The organism is Candidatus Cloacimonadota bacterium (genome assembly GCA_034661015.1).
Classification (GTDB): domain Bacteria; phylum Cloacimonadota; class Cloacimonadia; order JGIOTU-2; family JGIOTU-2; genus JAYEKN01.
The window spans coordinates 1-17822 of sequence record JAYEKN010000113.1; the positions used below are offsets into that span (position 1 = coordinate 1).

The following is a 17822-nucleotide window of genomic DNA, read 5'->3' on the forward strand; positions in this document are numbered from 1 at the left end:
TTAGAGTTTACCCGAAGTGGTAGAGAAGGGCATATCAATGAAACTGAGGCTGTGAACAGGTCATTGCGAGAAGTATTTAATGTTATTTCCCATGAATTCTACGATTATTTTATAAATAACTTTTAGAAGGTTTTTTAAAAATTTTGTTTACGTATAAACACAAAATATTTGTAAAATGCAATAACATGGTTATTGCACTCCAAAAAAAGGAGCGATTAGAAATAATCGCTCCTTTAAATTTATCTGCAACAAATATGATTAGAAACCGAGTTCTGTTCTTATTTGTTCAATAACTGCATGAGTTTGTTCAAAATCAAAATAGAATAATGGCATACCGAATATGTAAACGGAACCACAGTCATGAGTGAAATCGTTCAAAGTGAATTTTGACGCAATTGCTGTATCATTATAAGAATCAAATTCCGGCAAACCGTTAGTAATACCTTTGAAAACCGGATCTGCATTATCTAATTTCAGGAATGTAACTCCAGCAATAGATCCAAGTGGTTGTGCCATCCAATATTCGGGGAAAGAATTACCATTTGGAAATGAAAATACTGTGTTAAATGTATCGAGATTGATTCCTGCGAATCCATCTAATCCAATACTTTCTTTTAAAGGCGAATTGCTTGAATCCGGTACGGTACCCCAAGTAAACACGGAAACGGTATCAGCTAATAATCCGCCGTATTCTGTTAGGAAAGGGACATTTGAGCCGGAAGCATCACGAATATTTGATGTTCCGGTAAAGCAAACATTACCACCATTTTCTACATATCTCATCAGAATATCATAATGGTTTTTCAAATGAGTTTGAAGAGAGTTGAAATCTTTCTGTGGATTGTTTGAATGCCAGAATACCAGTTTATATTTCTCAATATCAGTTTGGGAGAAATATGGAGGTAAACTTGCCTGCCTGACCATTGTGTTAAGATTTTTAATAATGCTTAAACTGTCACTATATAGATCAAAGTGTCCGGTATTATCATAATTGCCAAAAAGATTATTATAATAATTTGTAACAGAATCATCAGGGGCGTAAATCATATTCCGATAAGTATCGTCAATTACCAATATACCCTCTTTGGATTCTCGTGGAGTAGGTTCAAGGAGGTTAAATGCTAATTCAACTGCGGTGGTGCCTACTGACCCGGCAAGATCAACTGCGCGAACCTTGAAAGAGTGCTCTCCGGGGCCAATACCCATTAGTTTACATGATTGATCAGATTCAATTGGGACTCGCATCCAACTATAACCGTTATCAGTGATAACTTCACCGATTGGAGGTAGTCCATTAACATCACCATCCACTTGAATGTCTATATATTCAACGTCGCAGTAGTATTTAACATATTTATCGCGATCGGCTTCATAATAAAATGTGCCACCGGAAAAATATTTCTGCCGGTCAACATCAAATCCATATTGTCCGAGATATTCCCATCTAATATGAACAGCAATGTCATTTGACCAAATAGCGGTAAGTGATGAATCAACATCTACACAAAATTGATTACCGTAATGCCTAACTCCGGAAGAGAGAACTTTGCTTGGTATAACTTCATTTATTCTCGGGTAGGTTACATAATAATTAGAGCCAAGTATGTAAATATGTGGTAGAATGTTCATTATCGCCTTACCACCACCGAGAGAATCGGGAATACCAGAATGTTCTTGGATGAGATAAGGCATAGTTTCGGGATAGAAATATCCTCGCACAAAGAATGACATATCTGCATGATCCGCATCAACGATACCGGCTTTGTCAACAGCTTTAGCTTGAATTCGTGTAATCTCAAAAGATCCATCGGAATAAGTGTGATTTGTTCTTAATTCGGGTTTGTTGTATATATTTTCTCCGACGTTGTAATGAGATTTAAGTAGCAGAACATCTCGAAAATTTTCAGGGAAATTTTCTGTAGTATGCCAAGCGGTGCTGTCTATGATTCCATCAACAATGTCATCTCCGGAAAAATCAAGTGTATCGGCAGTAGTAGTGGTTTTTAGATAAACTAAACGATATTTATAATAGGCAGCTTCTTGACCAAGCCCGAATGGGTCAGGGTCTGAGGGTACAGTAAATTCGAATTTAATAGCTTCGCCTACTCGTTTGTAGGAAATAATTCCCTGAGATGTGGATACACTTGTGGTGGGAGGTGCTGACCAAGAGATGAAATATTTTTTGGCAATATCCGATATTGCTCCACTGTTATCAATGCACATCACTTCAAATTTACCAAAATTCTTTTTATAGTCAGTTGTATCTGTAGCTGGAAAGTAAACTCTGGCAACAGGGAATCGTTTGTTTTCAGGAGTCCATCTGCCCCAGTCACCATTAGACTGACGGTGTATTACCCAACCTTCATCATCAACTTGAGTTCCGTAAGATTTGTCATATTGCCAAGTGCAATTGGTAGAGTCCCAAGTTCCAATTCGATATGCGTATGAAATAATCACACCATCCGGATCGTAAGCGTCCCAATAAATCTCTTGATAAAAGAGAGAATCAAAAGTTGATGGAACGATCAAGCCTATTGAATCGGCGAGAGTTGAATCGGTCATAGTAGTATCAGGTTTTGTTATCCCGCAATAATTTGTGATTGTTATTACCGGTGGGATATTTGTCTTTATCGTTCCTCTACGTCCACAACTCATAATTGTGATTGCTAAGGCAAAAATTATTAGCAATCCCACAATACTTGAATATCTAATTTTTTTCATTCGTCCTCCGAATAATTCTGTAGATTTTTTATTAAAAAATAAAGAACTAAGTTAATAAATTATTTCTAATCATAGCATTAATTTTATTTAAGATGCTTTGCAGCTTGTATCACATTAGAAAGAACAGAAGCAGTGGTAATCGAACCTATACCACCTGGAACAGGCGTGATTGCAGCAACTTTTTTGGAGACTTCTGCAAAATCAACATCTCCGACATAAATTGATTTGCTTTTATTCTTGTCAAGAATTCTGTTAATACCAACGTCAATTACAAGAGAAAATTCAGAAACCATATCAGATTTCACAAACAATGGTTGTCCGATAGCAACAATGAGAATATCAGCAGCAGCCGTGATTTGTGCAAGATTTTTAGTATGTGAATGGCATATAGTAACCGTGGCGTTCCCAATTTCTGATTTTTGAAGAAGAAGATTTGCCAATGGTTTACCAACAATATTACTCCTACCCAATATCGTGATGTTCGCACCATCGGTTTTAATATTGTAAAATTTTATAAGTTCCAAAACAGCAGCTGGAGTACAAGGAATAAAACCTTCTTTTCCCAAAAGTAATTTTCCGGTATTGATTGGATTCAAGCAATCCACATCTTTGTCTGGATTGATAGCGGAAGTGATCCGCTGAAATGAGATATGTTGTGGTAAGGGAATTTGGAGTAAGATCCCATGAATATTAGGATTCTCATTAAATGCATTTAATTTTTCAGCAAGTTTACACTCACTGATTTTTTTATCCATTTTACAAAGTTCTGCTTTTATCCCGATTTTTGCTGCTTTTTTAATTACACTGTAAGCATAATATTCGGAAGCAGGATCGTTACCAGCCATTAATATTTGTAAAAATGGATTTATCCCACGGGCAATAAGTTTTTCAACAGACAAGGATAATTTGTTATAAATCGCTTTAGTTACTGGTTTTCCTTTTAAGAGTTTTGTCATTTTTTATTAATCCTAAACTGAGTGATTAACGATATTTTTTAGGTTATATCCATCTCGCTAAATAAGTGAATTGCCACGACTTTCATGTCGTGGAACAAATGAATAAAAATTTATTGAGTTTTCAACTCCAAGTAGTCCCAATAATTTCGAATCCATATTTCTCATTTTAAATTTTTCACTTCTTACTTGTTTTCATAGATAATAATTTTTTTACTTTTTTCTGCTTCTTGTCACGGACTGGTCTTACGAAGCAGGATACTGCCTTTTAATACAAAAAACCGGCTAGAAATAATGGAATAATATTTTCAAATCCAATTTCAATATCATCTTTAAAAAGATAACCATTTTCAATATCTTTTATTTGAGTTCGTGATTTATTTTTACCACCGATTTCAATCTCAATGGTTTTGTTAGCAATATTTATTGTATAATCTACAATTTTGGAAACAAAAATATTTTTATCAATTTGCGACACAAAAAAAGATTCTCGAATATTTCCCAAGTCTGTGTCATGTGTCCATAATTCATTGCTGATTGCAAAATACAGATTGGGATTCAGAAGTAATATTTTAGAGTATTTTAGAGATCGGATAGTTGCATTTTTCCGTCTTATGATATTGATTATATCAGTTCTGTTAAGAAGATCAATAAACTCATATAATGTTTCCTTTTTTATATCCAATTCATTACACATTGAGGAAACATTCACTGTGGGAATTTTTGATATTGCCAGGTAAGCAACCAATTTCTTGAAAATTACACTTGAAGAACTTTTTATATTTTTCAAACTTGGCACATCTTCATATATGATTTTATCAATAACATTATGCAAGACACTTTGGTATTCGGCAGCTGAATATTGACTGAAAAATGGATAAAATCCAAATTGTTTATATTCGTAAAAATATTTCTTAATTTCGGGTGCGATTCGCAAAATTTTTGAACTAATAATGAGATGATTATCTAATATTTCTTCTAATGAATAGTAATCAAATTTTATGTTGTATTTTAACTCAATAAACTCTCTAAAAGATAATCCTTTTAAATTGTATATCAAAGCACGACGGGATAAATCACTTTTTTGATTAATAATATTGAGTTTGGAACTACCCAAAATTATTATTTTTTTGTCCGGAAACGAATCATACAATGCTTTTATATCAATAGCCCAGTTAGTTTGCTTGTGGACTTCATCAATGATCAATGTGTTGCCAAAATATGTAAAGAATGCTTTTCCCACTTCGTAAATTCCCTTATTGGCTACCAACGGATTATCAACAGAAAAATATAAGCAATCAATACTAGATTTGTAGGTTTCTATAAAATGTTGCAAAACCAAAGTTGTCTTTCCGGTTCCTCTAGCTCCAACAATAACTATTAATCTCTTACTCCAATCTATTTTTATATAACGTCTAAACCTAGTAGGAATAAAAGAGACTATTTTATTTTGGATTGCAAAGAGTTCATTTAATGTTGAATTCATATTTTACCTTTGCCTAAGAATGATTTGACAAGCATATTTGTCAAAAAAGGCATCATTTTGACAAATAAAAATGTCATTATTTCATTTTCCGCTTCTCGTTTTTTCACTACGAGAATTTTTTTCCTTTTTGTTTTTTGTATTTTTCATTTTCTTTTCTATCTACTTATAGAGGTTAAAATCCCGAATTATATTATGCCTGATAATCTGCGAGATAAATCTCGTAACTATTCATATTCTTTGCTTAAATAGGTATCCGCCCATTTTTTCTCAATCGTTTTGATTTTGCAATGGTATTGATAATCGCTCAATACTTATTGCTTTTCCGGTTTGCTCCTCAATCTCTATTACCGCTCCCTGCATATAAAGATTTTCTTTTGCAACGTGGAACTGATTAGGAATTCGTTTGATCATCCGATCTATCGCATCAGAAATTCTCAAACCGATCACAGAGTCTTGCGATCCTGTCATGCCGGCATCGGTTAGATAGGCGGTTCCGTTTGGCAAAATTCGTTCATCAGCAGTTTGAACATGAGTATGCGTTCCGATAACAGCGGAAACGTCTCCGTCAAGGTACCAGCCCAGTGCTTTTTTTTCTGCAGTGGCTTCTGCGTGGAAATCAACGAAAATCGTATTAGTAAAGTGGCTTATTTTTTTTATATATTTTCTGGCAACTCGAAAAGGACAATCCACTTCGATTGTAAATGTTCGTCCCATCAAATTTAGTACTCCGATTGTAAAGTCATTTTTCGTTTTTATCAGGAAAAAGTCGTTTCCCGGAGTGCCCGGTGGGTAGTTTGCCGGTCTTAGTATTCTCTGGTTTCCAATGATGAAATCCAACCCGTCTTTATTATCCCAAAGGTGATTGCCGGAAGTAAAAACATCCACTCCGCTATTAAACATGTAATTGGCGGTTTTTTCGGTAATTCCGAATCCACCAGCAAGATTTTCACCGTTAGCGATGACAATATCAATGTTTTTTTCCTCTTTGATTTTGGGAAGTAGTTCACCCACGATCTTGCGTCCGGGTTTGCCGAAAATGTCTCCAAGGAATAATATTTTTATCATTTTTATACCTTTAGTCTTTAGTCTTTAATCTTTAGTCTTTATTTTGCCTGAGCGGTTTTTCTGAATTCGCGAATAACAGTAACCTTAATTTGTCCTGGATATTGCAAATTTTCTTCGATTTTTTTTGCAACGTCAGATGCTAACATTTCCGCTTGAGCATCATTGATCTGCTGGTGTTTTACCATAAGGCGAATTTCTCTGCCGGCTTGAATTGCATAACAATTGTAAACACCGTCAAAAGAGTTGGCAATATTTTCAAGTTCTTCCAACCGTTTCATATAAGTTTCCAACGTTTCTCGACGAGCACCTGGTCGTGAACCGGAAATAGCGTCAGCAGCTTGAACAAGGATTGCATACGCCGATTTTGCTTCCACATCCTCGTGGTGCGCCTCAATAGCATTAATGATGAGATCGGATAAACCATTTCTCTTTGCTATCTGTGCTCCAATTTCCGGATGGGAACCTTCCGTTTCAAAATCTACAGCTTTTCCAATATCATGTAGTAACCCGATTTTTCTTGCCAAAGATTGGTCCAAACCGAGTTCAGCAGCAAGCATTCCGCAAATCCAGGAGGTTTCAATACTGTGTTGAAGGACATTTTGCCCGTAACTTGTTCGGAATTTTAGAGTTCCAATTAGTTTTTGGATACTTTTCGGAATATCAAGAAGAGAAAGGTCAAGGCAAGTTTGTTTACCGGTTTCAATAATGATTTTGTCAATTTTATCACGCATTTTAGCGATAACCTCTTCGATTCTGCCGGGATGGATTCTTCCGTCTTGAATAAGAAATTCAAGTGAACGACGGGCGATTTCTCTTCTGATTGGATGGAAACCGGAAAGCACAACTGCTTCGGGAGTATCGTCAACAATAATTTCAATACCGGTAAGATTTTCGAATGTTCTGATATTACGTCCTTCTCTACCGATAATCCTGCCCTTCATTTCATCAGAGGGAAGGGGAACTACGGAAATGCAGGACTCGGCGACATGTTCAACAGAATATCTCTGGATAGCAGTAGCAAGAATTCGAGTTGCTTTTTCTTCAGCTTCGGATTTTGATTTATCAATTATTTCTTTCCTCAGATTTGCAGCATCAAGTTTTGCCTCATTTTCATATTTCTCAAATAATTTTTTTATGGCTTCTTCTTTATTAAGCTGAGCGATTTCATGCAATTTGATTGTTTCCTGTTCAATCAAGTCTTTTAGGCTTACTTCCTTTTTTTGAAGATTGATTTTCAGATGCGCAATATTTGTTTCCCGATCGTTTATAGATTGTTCACGACTTGCGATTTTCGATAAGCGATTTTCCAAATTATCAATTCGTTGGTTGTATTGATTTTCCAAACCTCGCAATTTTTTCTTCCTACTTGTAATTTCTTTATCAAGTTCTTTCTTACGATCAAACCAATCTTCCTTAGCCTTAACGGCTGTTTCCTTTTTTAATACTTCAGCATTTTTCAATGCGTCTTGTTTGATAGTTTCCGATTGCTTTTTTGCTTCCTTATATATTGCATTAATTTTTTGTTTGTAGATTAAAAATCCCAGAGCAAGACCAACAATCGCAGAACCCGTCAGGATTAAGATTGTATATATTAGCATATTTTAGAGTCCTTTCTAAAATAAAGAAGACCTGTCCGTGCCGTGTAACAACGTGTTTGAACTTGAGTTCAAAAGTTCGGAACTCTATAAATATCTTGTGAGTCCAACTGCAATGGAGGCTTTCACGCAATACTCAATCAAGTTCCTTGTAATATGAGTTTAGCACAAAACAATGATGCTATCACGAACAGGACAGGCCTTCAAAAAAAGAACAAATTTATATTCTTTTTATATTAATTATTAAAATAATAGAAACCTTTTTGGTCAATATTTTTTTCTTTAGGTTTTTCTTCGGTAAATGAGTTTAAGAGATTGGTGATACGGGAAAGATTATTTTCAATTAAAGAGATCTTCTTCTTTTGCGAAAACAATTCTTCAATGATATTCAAACTACATAAAATGGAAAGTTTGTATTTGGTTTCGTTAGATGCAACAGATTTCAATTCCTGCAATTTTGTGTCCAAATATTCGGCAAATCTTATAATTTCATCCGAATCGCCATCGCTGGCAATTGAGTATTTATCGCCAAAAATATCCACAGTAATATTATTCATGAAATTTTGAATTTATTCTATTAATTTTCTACGCGTAATACTTCATCAATATCTGATAGTAAAGAATCAATTTTAGTGTCAATATTAGAAGCATTTTCAGAAAACGATTTAATCTTATTTTCTTTATCAGCGAGAATTTCATTTAATTCGGTAACACGTCCTTTGTAATGGTTTTTTTCCTGTTCGAGCTCAACTAAGCGTTCTTCAGAGTGTTCCTTATTTTGAGACAATTCGGTGAATTGAATTTCATAATTTTCATTCTCTTCAATAGCTTTTTTATATTTTGTTTCAAGTATCTTATATTGTCGAATAAGATTCTCGATTTTCTGCTCTATCATTTTTAAGGAATGCTCTGTCATATTTAATGCCTTAGTTGAATTTTTTTGTCAACTGTCAATCTCTTGACAATCTTGTCAAACAATTTATCTACATAGTTGTCTGTGAGGGTAGAATAGGCTGATTGAAATTCGATCCGAAACGCTAAACTTCGATGAAAATCTTCAACTTGAGAACCTTCATAGACATCGAATAATTCAACATTTTTTATTATTTTTGATTTAACGGATTTTATTGTTTCAACGATTTTTGACATACTAATATCTGTGGGGGCAATCAGGGCAATGTCTCTCACCACTGTGGGATATTTTATGATATTTTTGTATGAGTATGAGGCGTTAGAAAGTTTTTCCAATAGTTTGCTGATGTTTAAATCAATGAGCAAACACGGTTTTTCAATTTCAAAATTTGCAAGAATATTCTTGCTCAGAAATCCGATGGAACCAATTAATTCTTTTCCGATAAAAACATCAGCTGCTCTTGATTGATCAAGATATGGTTGTTTTGAATTCACAAAACTAACTTTATCAGTAAGGGGAATTATTTCAAATAATGATTCTAAAATTCCTTTAGCGTCAAAAAAAGATAAATCAGATTGCTGTTCTTTCCAATATTCCGGGGTGAAATCTCCCACGATTATTCCGGTGAGATTAAGCGGTTCTGAAGATGAGTTTCCACCCTCACTGATATATACCCGATTCAGCTCAAACAATCTGAAATTTTCAAAATGTTGGGCAATATTTGAAGCAACATTATTGAGAAGGTCCGGCAAGAGAGTTGTTCGTAAAATGCAAAACTGTTCACCGATAGGATTGGAAATTTCCACGAAATTCCTGCGAAAATCAGATTCTGTTAGAGATAATTGGTCTAATATGCCCGGGTTTGAAAAGCTGAGATTGCATACTTCAAAAAATCCGAGATTTATTAGATGAGTGCGAATCTTGCGTAAAGTTTTTCGTCTAAAATTTCCTTCAATTCTTCTCCGATAATATTTTGGGAGGATTTTATTGTATCCGAAGCAAAGAGCAATTTCCTCGATCAAATCTATTTCACGTTCGACATCAGGACGAAAAGTCGGGACTTCAACTTCAAGAAAAGATTCTTTCGGGTTGACGGTAAATTCTAATTTATTCAAATAAGATTGAATGGTATCGGAAGATATTTTGCTATCAAGCAGGCTGTTTGCCCGTTCTACACGTAATTGAATTTTTTTAGGTTCGATTCGTTGGGGATACTCATCCACAATGCCCGAGCATATTTTGCCACCGGAAGTTAGCTGGATGAGATAAGCTGCTCTATCAATGACTTTTTCCAAAGCATTTGGATCCATCCCTCTTTCAAATCTATATGATGATTCGGAATTTAGATTGTATTCGGTAGAAGTTTTTCTGATATTTTGGGGATTGAAAAATGCACATTCCAAAACTATATCAGTGGTTGTTGCGTGGATGCTACTATTTAAACCGCCCATAATACCTGCCAATGCAAGAGGCCCTTTTTCATCTGTGATCAGAAGATTTTGATCGTTCAATTTGTATTCGGTTTCATCAAGCAGAATAATTTTTTCATCATTTTTTGCACGGCGAACAGTAATTTTATTACCGGTAATGTCATTGAGATCGAAAGCGTGGAGAGGATGACCATATTCCATCAAAACGTAATTTGTTACATCCACGATATTGTTGATCGGTCGCAATCCGATAGCTCGTAATCTTTTTTGTATCCAGTCTGGCGAGGGTTTTACTTCTACGTTTTTAATTACCCGAGCGCAATAACGGGGGCAAAGATCGCTGTCCATAATTTTCACACGGATATTTTCCGAACTTTTCTCCTCGATTTCTGCAATAGAAAATTTGGGGATAGAATAATCCATATCCAACATTGCGGAGGTGTTTCTTGCAATTCCAACCATACCAAGCAGATCAGGACGGTTTGGAGTTATCTCAACGTCAATAACAGTATCTTCGATTTCAAGAGCATTGCTGAAAGGCGTTCCGGGTTTAACTTCTTTTTGCAAAATCATGATTCCGGCATGTTCGTCTGAAATGTTTAGTTCTTTTTCAGAGCAGATCATTCCGAAGGATTTTAAACCCCGGAGTTTTACTTTTTTGAGAACAGTATCACCAATAATAGCTCCAATCTTGGCAACCGGAACAAATTGATCTTTTGCAACATTCGGAGCGCCACAAATTATTTGAAGCGGTAATTCATCCCCAACATCAACTTTGCAAACAGTGAGTTTATCGGCGTTCGGGTGAACTTCTGCTTCTAAAACGAAACCCACAACTACATTATCGTACTGCTCACCAATTCGAATTAATTCTTCGACTTCCACGCCAAACATGGTGAGTTTATCACAAAATTTATCAATTGGCAGGTCAATATCTAAAAATTCTTTTAACCATTTATAACTTATTTTCAAGAATTCTCCTATGAGAAAAAATTAGTTAAACGAACTGCTTTAGAACTCTCAAATCATTTTTGAAGAGAATTCTCATATCGGAAATACCATATCTGAGCATGGCTATGCGGTCAATCCCCAGTCCGAAGGCAAATCCTGTATATTTTTCGGCATCATAATTGACGTTTTCAAAGACAGCCGGATCTACCATTCCTGCTCCGCCCATTTCCAACCAGCCGGTATTTTTACATAATTTACAACCCTTCCCCTTGCAATTCACACAAAGAATATCTATTTCGGCGCTGGGTTCTGTAAAAGGGAAGAAGTGAGGGCGGAACCGAGATCGGATATTACTCCCAAACATCATTTTCACGAAGGCATCCAGAGTTCCCTTCAGATCGGAAAAAGTGATGCCTTTATCCACAACGAGTGCTTCCACCTGATGGAAAACGGGTGAGTGGGAAGCATCAACTTTGTCTTTTCGGTAACATCGTCCCGGAGAAATGATTCGGATTGGGGGTGGATATTTTTCCATAATCCGAATTTGCACCGGAGAAGTTTGGGTTCTAAGCAGGTTTCCGTTCTTCAAATAAAAGGTGTCCTGAAGTTCACGAGCAGGATGCCCTTCGGGTGTATTTAACGCATCAAAATTATAGTATTCGGTTTCGATTTCAGGTCCGTCTGCGATTTCAAAACCAAGGGCGATAAAAATATCTTCTATTTCATCCCATATTTTTAGTAAGGGATGATTTGCACCGACATTCAAGGGTCGTCCGCTAAGAGTTACATCAATTTTATCTTTTTGTGTTGATTTTTCCAGTTCGTTTTTTTCCAATAAGGATTTTTGATTTACAATTAATGATGATATTTTGATTTTGGTTTTGTTGAGCAATTCTCCCATTTGGGGGCGCTCCTCAGCAGAGAGAGTCCCGATTTTAGAAAGTAAGGACTTTAGTTCGCTTTTTTTCCCGAGAAATTTTACCCGAAGATTTTCTAATTCCTTACCATTTTTACTGGCAGGAATCTCATTCTGAGCTGAAAGCAGTATTTCGTATATTCGCTTTTTCACAATTCTATTGGGTGTTTTCCAATTTTTGTTTTACTGATTCAACTATCTGAGTAAAATCATCGGGATTATTAATTGCAAGTTCCGAAAGAGTTTTTCGGTTCAAATCAATTTTCAGAAGTTTTAGCCCGTAGATGAATTTGCTGTAACTTAAATCGTGTTCGTGCACGGCTGCATTTATTCTGGTGATCCACAATCGCCTGAAGTTTCTTTTGTTTCCTTTTCGGTCACGATAAGAATATTGCCAACCCTTTTCAATAGTCTCTTTGGCATTTCTAAATAATTTTTTTCCACCTCTGAAACCTTTGGCGTGTTTTAATAACCTTTTTTTTCTTTTTCTTGAAGCTACTTTATTTGTTACGCGTGGCATAATTATTTCTCCTTATATTGAATAATTTTTAAGACAACATTTTTTTTACACGTTTTTCATCGGCTTTGGCTATGTAAGAGCCTTTCCGCAGGTTGGATTTTTGTTTACTGGATTTTTTTTCCATAAAGTGCCCTCTATTAGCTTTGTTGCGCTTAATTTTGGTTCCACCGGTTTTACGAAATCTTTTTGCTGCTGATTTTCTTGTTTTTATTTTTGGCATTATATCTCCTATCTACTATTTTAAATTTTATATTAAATTGATCTTATAGGTTAGAAAAAATCAGGAATACGAATATTGTTATTTGTAAAAATATAAAATTAATTCTTTGGTGCAATGTAACCAATTAGAAATCTGCCCTCCATCTTGGGGGGTGAATCAAATTTTCCATATTCCTTGAGTTCTTCGGCTATTCTCGTTGTTAATTCTATCCCAAGGTCCTGATGTGCCATTTCTCTTCCGCGAAAACGAATTGTAACTTTTACCTTATTTCCTTTTTCGAGGAATTCCATAATATGTTTCACTTTAAAATTATAGTCGTGGGCATCAGTGTTCGGGCGAAATTTAATTTCCTTTAGTTGAGTGGCCTTTTGCTTTTTATGCTGCTGTTTGCGTTTCTTTTTTTGGTCATAAAGAAATTTGCTGTAGTCGATCATTTTACACACGGGAGGTTTTGCATCCGGTACGATTTCTACCAGATCCAGATCGAATTCCCGTGATTTATGAAGCGCTTCGTTAATTGGAACAATACCGAATGCTTGTTTCTCCGGTCCAATCAATCTTACTTTGGGTGCTCGAATTTGATCGTTTACCCGTTTGAAGAATTTTTTTTTTCTTTTGTAATATTTAGCTATGTTTCACCTCCAATAAAAAAGGCGAGCAACAACGGCTCACCACATTTTATCGTTTATTATTTTGACCTTATAAGCACCAGAGCCATAAGGTAGAACCGTTAGTTCATTTAATGCTACAAAACCGAGAATCTGATTTTTGAGTCAAGTTTTACCAAAAAAATCCCAATCACGTATTTATCACTATCAACGGAACAAACATCTTTTCTTCGCTTATTCCACCGTGATTGCCGATATTGAATGAAGATTTTTACCCAGAAATAAAATCTTTGAATACATAATTTTTTTTCATGATTTTACGCAAAATCCACTTTTTGGAGTTTAAGGATGCACAAAATTTATTCAGATGGATCTTTTTTGCCCACAGGAGCAAGATAAACCACAAATTCATCTTCACCATCAAGCCTCAAAAGATTATCAATTTTTGTCTGATTATAGGCGGCAATGGCACAGGTTCCGCAATTTATGGATTCGCAGGCAAGGTAGAGATTTTGGCAAATATGCCCGGCATCGAGCAGCATGGGTTTATGCCCCATTATAGAATATCGCCATTCATTTCGATACGGAATACAAGTCCAGATAAACACGACTGCTCCGGTGCTAATAAATGATTGCCCAACTTTTTTAAGTTGCTCTTTAATATTTTCGTTCTCAAAAAGAAAAATGAGTGAATGCTCCAAAGGAAGATACCGATAAACTCCTTTTTTTATTCCATCCACCCGATTTATAACAAGATAAGTTTCATAAGGATTTCTGGCACCTGCCGAGGGGACAGTTCGGATAGAAGCATATCCGTCACGGATGATTTTTTTTACTCCTTGCGTGCTCCACAGCAAATAGGAGAGTTCGTTCGAACTGAGATATTCCGGAGAAAAATGTCTTCTGCTCTTGCGTTCTTTTATTGCCAGAAAAAGATTGTTCCGCATCAATACGGATTCAGTTGGTTCGGGAAGTATAATTTTTTCCTCGTTTCCGTAGGGTTTTTGAAGTGCCGGTTGAGGTTTTCCCATTTCTTGATCAGTTTTTATATCCAAATCATCCCTAAAGTTAGACTTCATAAAATTTCTGTTCTCTTTAATTTTTATATGCATTGTTCTCCTATGTAAATGTTTGTTGGAAACATTATTTTCGGAGATTTTTATGTAAAGTATTTTGAAAATATACTAGCAATTAATTTGTTCCTAAATGGGGAAATATGATTTGGAGAAGCGTAACCCGATCGAATTTGTATTTCCGAAAGAGAATGAAAATTATGCAATAAATTATAGGTTTCAAGTTTCCAATTTCGGGAAAAATCAAAAATATCTTGACTCTAATTTATATATTTTTATTTTTACGAAATATTATGCACTTTTAAAAGGAGAACTCTAATGATGAAAGCGATAATAATTCTAATCATTCTTAACTTGATTATCATAATGCCGGCAATGGCTTGCACGACCCTTCTTGTTACGAAAGGAGCTTCCGAAAAAGCAAGGGAACTTTTTACTACATACTGTAAAAATCAAGCCAATCAAGTTGTGAAGAATTGGTGGGAGTTCGCTTGGACACTTGTAGCTCGTTATGATGATGGCTATGTCAATTCACCCGAGAAAATGATTCAGGAAGTCGGCTATCCAAAAAGTTGGTTAGATAAATCCGAATGGCTCAATGGATCGACAACTTACGAAAAGCATAAAGACAAACCCACAAGATAAGATTATAAAAAAAATAAACGAAAAGGAAAAAAATGAAAATAAAAAAAATGATATTAATTTTGCTTATATTTAATGTAGCGTTATTATTCGCAGATCCTCCCGCTACTTTTGATTTGCGGGATGTTAGCGGTGAAAATTATGTTACATCCGTAAAAAATCAGCAAGGTGGAACTTGTTGGACATTCGGAACTATGGCAACTATGGAAAGCAATCTGCTTCTAACAAATGCTTGGGAAGAAGCGGGAGAAACCGGAGAACCGAATTTAGCCGAGTATCACCTTGATTGGTGGAACGGATTTAATCAGCATTTTAATGAAGATTTGGATCCACCCACAGGTAACGGATTGGAGGTTCATCAGGGAGGAGATTACTATGTTTCTACAGCCTATCTTTCCCGCTGTGAGGGTGCAGTTCGCGATATTGACGGGCAATCTTATAGCAGTTCACCCCTAAGAAGATCAGACACTTATCACTATTTTTATCCGAGAGATGTAAATTGGTACACAATCAGTGAAGAGCTGGAGGGAATCAACATAATAAAAAATCAAATTATGCAAGAAGGTGCTATCGCAACCTGTATATGTTATGATGGTGCATTTATGAATAATGAATATGAACATTATCAACCCGCTTCAAGTTCGCTTGATCCAAATCATTCCGTAACGATTATCGGTTGGGATGATAACCGAGTTACACAAGCACCTCAACCAGGCGCTTGGATTGTGAAGAACAGCTGGGGAACCGGCTGGGGATATGGTGGATATTTTTGGATTTCATACTACGATAAGCATTCTTGTAAAAATTATGAAATGGGTGCTGTGTCCATGTATAATGTTGAACCATTGCAATACGAAAATGTTTATTATCACGATTATCATGGTGCACGAGATGTGAAAACAGAGTATTCAGAAGCATTTAATGCTTTTGTAACAGAATATCAGGAAATAATTAAAGCCGTGAATTTTTTCACTGCCACCGACGATGTTAATTATTCTGTTAAAATATACGATAGTTTTGAAAATAATGAATTAACAGACCTCCTTGAGGAATTCTCCGGAAATATTGAACACCGCGGTTTGCATACTATTGATCTGGAAAATTCTGTTTCTCTAAATGGTGAAGAAGATTTTTATGTTTATGTGGAATTCTCCTCCGGTGGACATACTTTTGACAGAACTTCGGATGTTCCGGTTTTGCTCGGAGCAAGTTATAGAACTATCGTTAACTCAACCGCAAACCCGAATGAAAGCTATTATAGGCAAAATGGTGTCTGGTATGATTTTTATAATGACAATTCAATCGAATATCCTCAAACCGGAAATTTTTGCATCAAGGCGTTAACCGATTTGGATTTTGAGACGAATACTCCTCCTGCTGACTTATCCGGAGAAGTTGTGCAAGATAACAATGTGGAACTTAATTGGTCTATGGCAAGTTCAAGTATTCGAGATTTCGTAGGATTTAAAGTTTACCGAGATGATGAGGAAATTGCAGAAATCGAAGGATTCGTTCCGGAATATACTGATGAAGCACTTGCGAATTGTAATTACACTTACAAAGTAATCGCAATTTATACAGATAGTCAATCTGAACCATCTAATGAAATTGAAGTTGACGTCGTGTTGCCGATCCCTCTTGATTTAACCGGAATTGTGATTAACAATAATGATGTGGTGCTTCAATGGTCTCCGCCGGGTCAAAATACGACTCAGGAAAGTTTTAATGTTTATCGGAACGGTGAATTCATCAATAACAATACTACAAATTTTTATTTTGATATTTCGCTTGAGTCCGGGAATTATGAATATTATATAACTGCTCTTTATGATGGCTATGAATCAAATCCTTCCGAACCTGTTGAAGTAACGATCATTAATGCTATCAATTCGCAATGTGGTAAAATTAATAAATTATTTTCCTGTTATCCCAACCCCTTCGATCCGAAAACTATCATTTCTTTCTCTTTGGAAAAGAGAGCGAATGTGGTAATTGAGATCTATAATTCGAAAGGACAAAAAGTTAAAACTCTTGTAAATACAGAATTGGCACAAGGAAATCATTCATATACTTGGTTTGGACGGGATGACTTGAACAAATCGGTAAACAGTGGAATTTATTTTTATAAAATGAAATGTGAAAATTATATTTCTATAAAAAAAGTAGTAAAGATTAAATAGTGTCCATCCGTAAAGTAGCCTTTTCGAGACGTCACGGACCATTCCGTGACGAATTGAAAGAATTATACATTAAGTTAATTAGCGTTATATTTGTGAGTTGGAAAAACTTAAGTCAATTTCAAAAAAACGGAACTTAACTCAAGATTTTCCTTTACGGACAGACTCTAAATAGAATAGCATAAGGTTGCGAAGCTACCTTATGAAAAAAAACCGGAAAACATTTTTTTCGTTGAAAGCGATTGATAAAAAAAAGGGGAAATGGGAAAAGGGAGAAGGGAATTTTTAATTGTGAATTGTGAATTGTGAATTGTGAATTGTGACCCGGTGAAATAAAACAGATAAAGGCATTTCACAGGTTAGGAAATGTGAAAAAATAGCCACGAATTCACCAAAAAAAATAGCCTATCCGTTTACGGATAGGTAAAAAATCGGACAAATTATCTTACGCCATTTATGGCGTTTTGGAGTAAAATATCCGTGATATTTTATACAACACTGCAACATCACGGATGTTGCACTCCAAAAAGTTTTTTATAAGGGCGTGAACGC

At 35.5% G+C, this 17822-nt stretch carries 15 protein-coding genes and 1 other RNA gene; 2 read left to right on the top strand and 14 right to left on the bottom strand.

Annotated elements, in window-relative coordinates:
- Positions 1–258: 258 nt before the first annotated feature.
- The 14 genes from U9P79_04590 to U9P79_04655 all read right to left on the bottom strand — a co-directional run bounded on the left by U9P79_04590 (position 259) and on the right by U9P79_04655 (position 14490).
- Positions 259–2721, bottom strand: coding sequence for a hypothetical protein (locus U9P79_04590; protein ID MEA2103906.1), 2463 nt, complete (start codon positions 2719–2721; stop codon positions 259–261).
- Positions 2722–2804: 83 nt separating this feature from the next.
- Positions 2805–3677: a tetrahydrofolate dehydrogenase/cyclohydrolase catalytic domain-containing protein gene (locus tag U9P79_04595; protein ID MEA2103907.1), complete on the bottom strand. Its 873-nt coding sequence runs from the start codon at positions 3675–3677 to the stop codon at positions 2805–2807.
- A 265-nt stretch (positions 3678–3942) separates the two neighbouring features.
- Entirely contained in the window at positions 3943–5160 is a 1218-nt protein-coding gene (locus tag U9P79_04600) for an AAA family ATPase (protein ID MEA2103908.1), read from the bottom strand.
- Positions 5161–5427: 267 nt separating this feature from the next.
- Complete coding sequence (locus U9P79_04605) at positions 5428–6225, bottom strand: TIGR00282 family metallophosphoesterase (protein MEA2103909.1); 798 nt, start codon at positions 6223–6225, stop codon at positions 5428–5430.
- A gap of 38 nt (positions 6226–6263) precedes the next feature.
- A complete protein-coding gene (gene rny, locus U9P79_04610; protein ID MEA2103910.1) occupies positions 6264–7823 on the bottom strand; it encodes a ribonuclease Y in 1560 nt (519 codons plus the stop codon).
- Positions 7824–7847: 24 nt separating this feature from the next.
- A non-coding RNA gene (gene ssrS, locus U9P79_04615) (6S RNA) lies at positions 7848–8025 on the bottom strand.
- A 31-nt stretch (positions 8026–8056) separates the two neighbouring features.
- The gene (locus tag U9P79_04620) at positions 8057–8377 is read right to left on the bottom strand and encodes a cell division protein ZapA (GenBank protein MEA2103911.1); all 321 of its coding nucleotides are present in this window, start codon (positions 8375–8377) and stop codon (positions 8057–8059) included.
- 20 nt (positions 8378–8397) lie between these two features.
- Positions 8398–8736 carry a hypothetical protein gene (locus tag U9P79_04625; GenBank protein MEA2103912.1) on the bottom strand — a complete coding sequence of 113 codons (339 nt, stop codon included), beginning with the start codon at positions 8734–8736 and terminating at the stop codon, positions 8398–8400.
- A gap of 2 nt (positions 8737–8738) precedes the next feature.
- Positions 8739–11135, bottom strand: a complete 2397-nt coding sequence (gene pheT / locus U9P79_04630) for a phenylalanine--tRNA ligase subunit beta (protein ID MEA2103913.1) — start codon at positions 11133–11135, stop codon at positions 8739–8741.
- Positions 11136–11160: 25 nt separating this feature from the next.
- Entirely contained in the window at positions 11161–12171 is a 1011-nt protein-coding gene (gene pheS, locus U9P79_04635; protein MEA2103914.1) for a phenylalanine--tRNA ligase subunit alpha, read from the bottom strand.
- 16 nt (positions 12172–12187) lie between these two features.
- Positions 12188–12550, bottom strand: coding sequence for a 50S ribosomal protein L20 (gene rplT, locus U9P79_04640; GenBank protein MEA2103915.1), 363 nt, complete (start codon positions 12548–12550; stop codon positions 12188–12190).
- A gap of 28 nt (positions 12551–12578) precedes the next feature.
- Positions 12579–12770, bottom strand: coding sequence for a 50S ribosomal protein L35 (gene rpmI, locus U9P79_04645; GenBank protein MEA2103916.1), 192 nt, complete (start codon positions 12768–12770; stop codon positions 12579–12581).
- A 98-nt stretch (positions 12771–12868) separates the two neighbouring features.
- The gene (infC, locus tag U9P79_04650; GenBank protein MEA2103917.1) at positions 12869–13402 is read right to left on the bottom strand and encodes a translation initiation factor IF-3; all 534 of its coding nucleotides are present in this window, start codon (positions 13400–13402) and stop codon (positions 12869–12871) included.
- Positions 13403–13737: 335 nt separating this feature from the next.
- Complete coding sequence (locus U9P79_04655; GenBank protein ID MEA2103918.1) at positions 13738–14490, bottom strand: SagB/ThcOx family dehydrogenase; 753 nt, start codon at positions 14488–14490, stop codon at positions 13738–13740.
- A gap of 279 nt (positions 14491–14769) precedes the next feature.
- Between U9P79_04655 and U9P79_04660 the strand changes: the two genes are divergently transcribed.
- Both U9P79_04660 and U9P79_04665 read left to right on the top strand, forming a co-directional pair.
- Positions 14770–15096, top strand: coding sequence for a hypothetical protein (locus U9P79_04660; protein ID MEA2103919.1), 327 nt, complete (start codon positions 14770–14772; stop codon positions 15094–15096).
- 32 nt (positions 15097–15128) lie between these two features.
- On the top strand, positions 15129–17273 hold the full coding sequence (locus U9P79_04665) for a lectin like domain-containing protein (protein MEA2103920.1): 2145 nt from the start codon (positions 15129–15131) through the stop codon (positions 17271–17273).
- Positions 17274–17822 lie beyond the last annotated feature (549 nt).

What these genes read in the sequence shown, in the direction of transcription:
- U9P79_04590 (MEA2103906.1), bottom strand. Translation starts at nt 2,721, where the DNA reads ATGAAAAAAATTAGATATTCAAGTATTGTGGGATTGCTAATAATTTTT.
- U9P79_04595 (MEA2103907.1), bottom strand. Translation starts at nt 3,677, where the DNA reads ATGACAAAACTCTTAAAAGGAAAACCAGTAACTAAAGCGATTTATAAC.
- U9P79_04600 (MEA2103908.1), bottom strand. Translation starts at nt 5,160, where the DNA reads ATGAATTCAACATTAAATGAACTCTTTGCAATCCAAAATAAAATAGTC.
- U9P79_04605 (MEA2103909.1), bottom strand. Translation starts at nt 6,225, where the DNA reads ATGATAAAAATATTATTCCTTGGAGACATTTTCGGCAAACCCGGACGC.
- rny (MEA2103910.1), bottom strand. Translation starts at nt 7,823, where the DNA reads ATGCTAATATATACAATCTTAATCCTGACGGGTTCTGCGATTGTTGGT.
- U9P79_04620 (MEA2103911.1), bottom strand. Translation starts at nt 8,377, where the DNA reads ATGAATAATATTACTGTGGATATTTTTGGCGATAAATACTCAATTGCC.
- U9P79_04625 (MEA2103912.1), bottom strand. Translation starts at nt 8,736, where the DNA reads ATGACAGAGCATTCCTTAAAAATGATAGAGCAGAAAATCGAGAATCTT.
- rplT (MEA2103915.1), bottom strand. Translation starts at nt 12,550, where the DNA reads ATGCCACGCGTAACAAATAAAGTAGCTTCAAGAAAAAGAAAAAAAAGG.
- rpmI (MEA2103916.1), bottom strand. Translation starts at nt 12,770, where the DNA reads ATGCCAAAAATAAAAACAAGAAAATCAGCAGCAAAAAGATTTCGTAAA.
- U9P79_04655 (MEA2103918.1), bottom strand. Translation starts at nt 14,490, where the DNA reads ATGCATATAAAAATTAAAGAGAACAGAAATTTTATGAAGTCTAACTTT.
- U9P79_04660 (MEA2103919.1), top strand. Translation starts at nt 14,770, where the DNA reads ATGATGAAAGCGATAATAATTCTAATCATTCTTAACTTGATTATCATA.
- U9P79_04665 (MEA2103920.1), top strand. Translation starts at nt 15,129, where the DNA reads ATGAAAATAAAAAAAATGATATTAATTTTGCTTATATTTAATGTAGCG.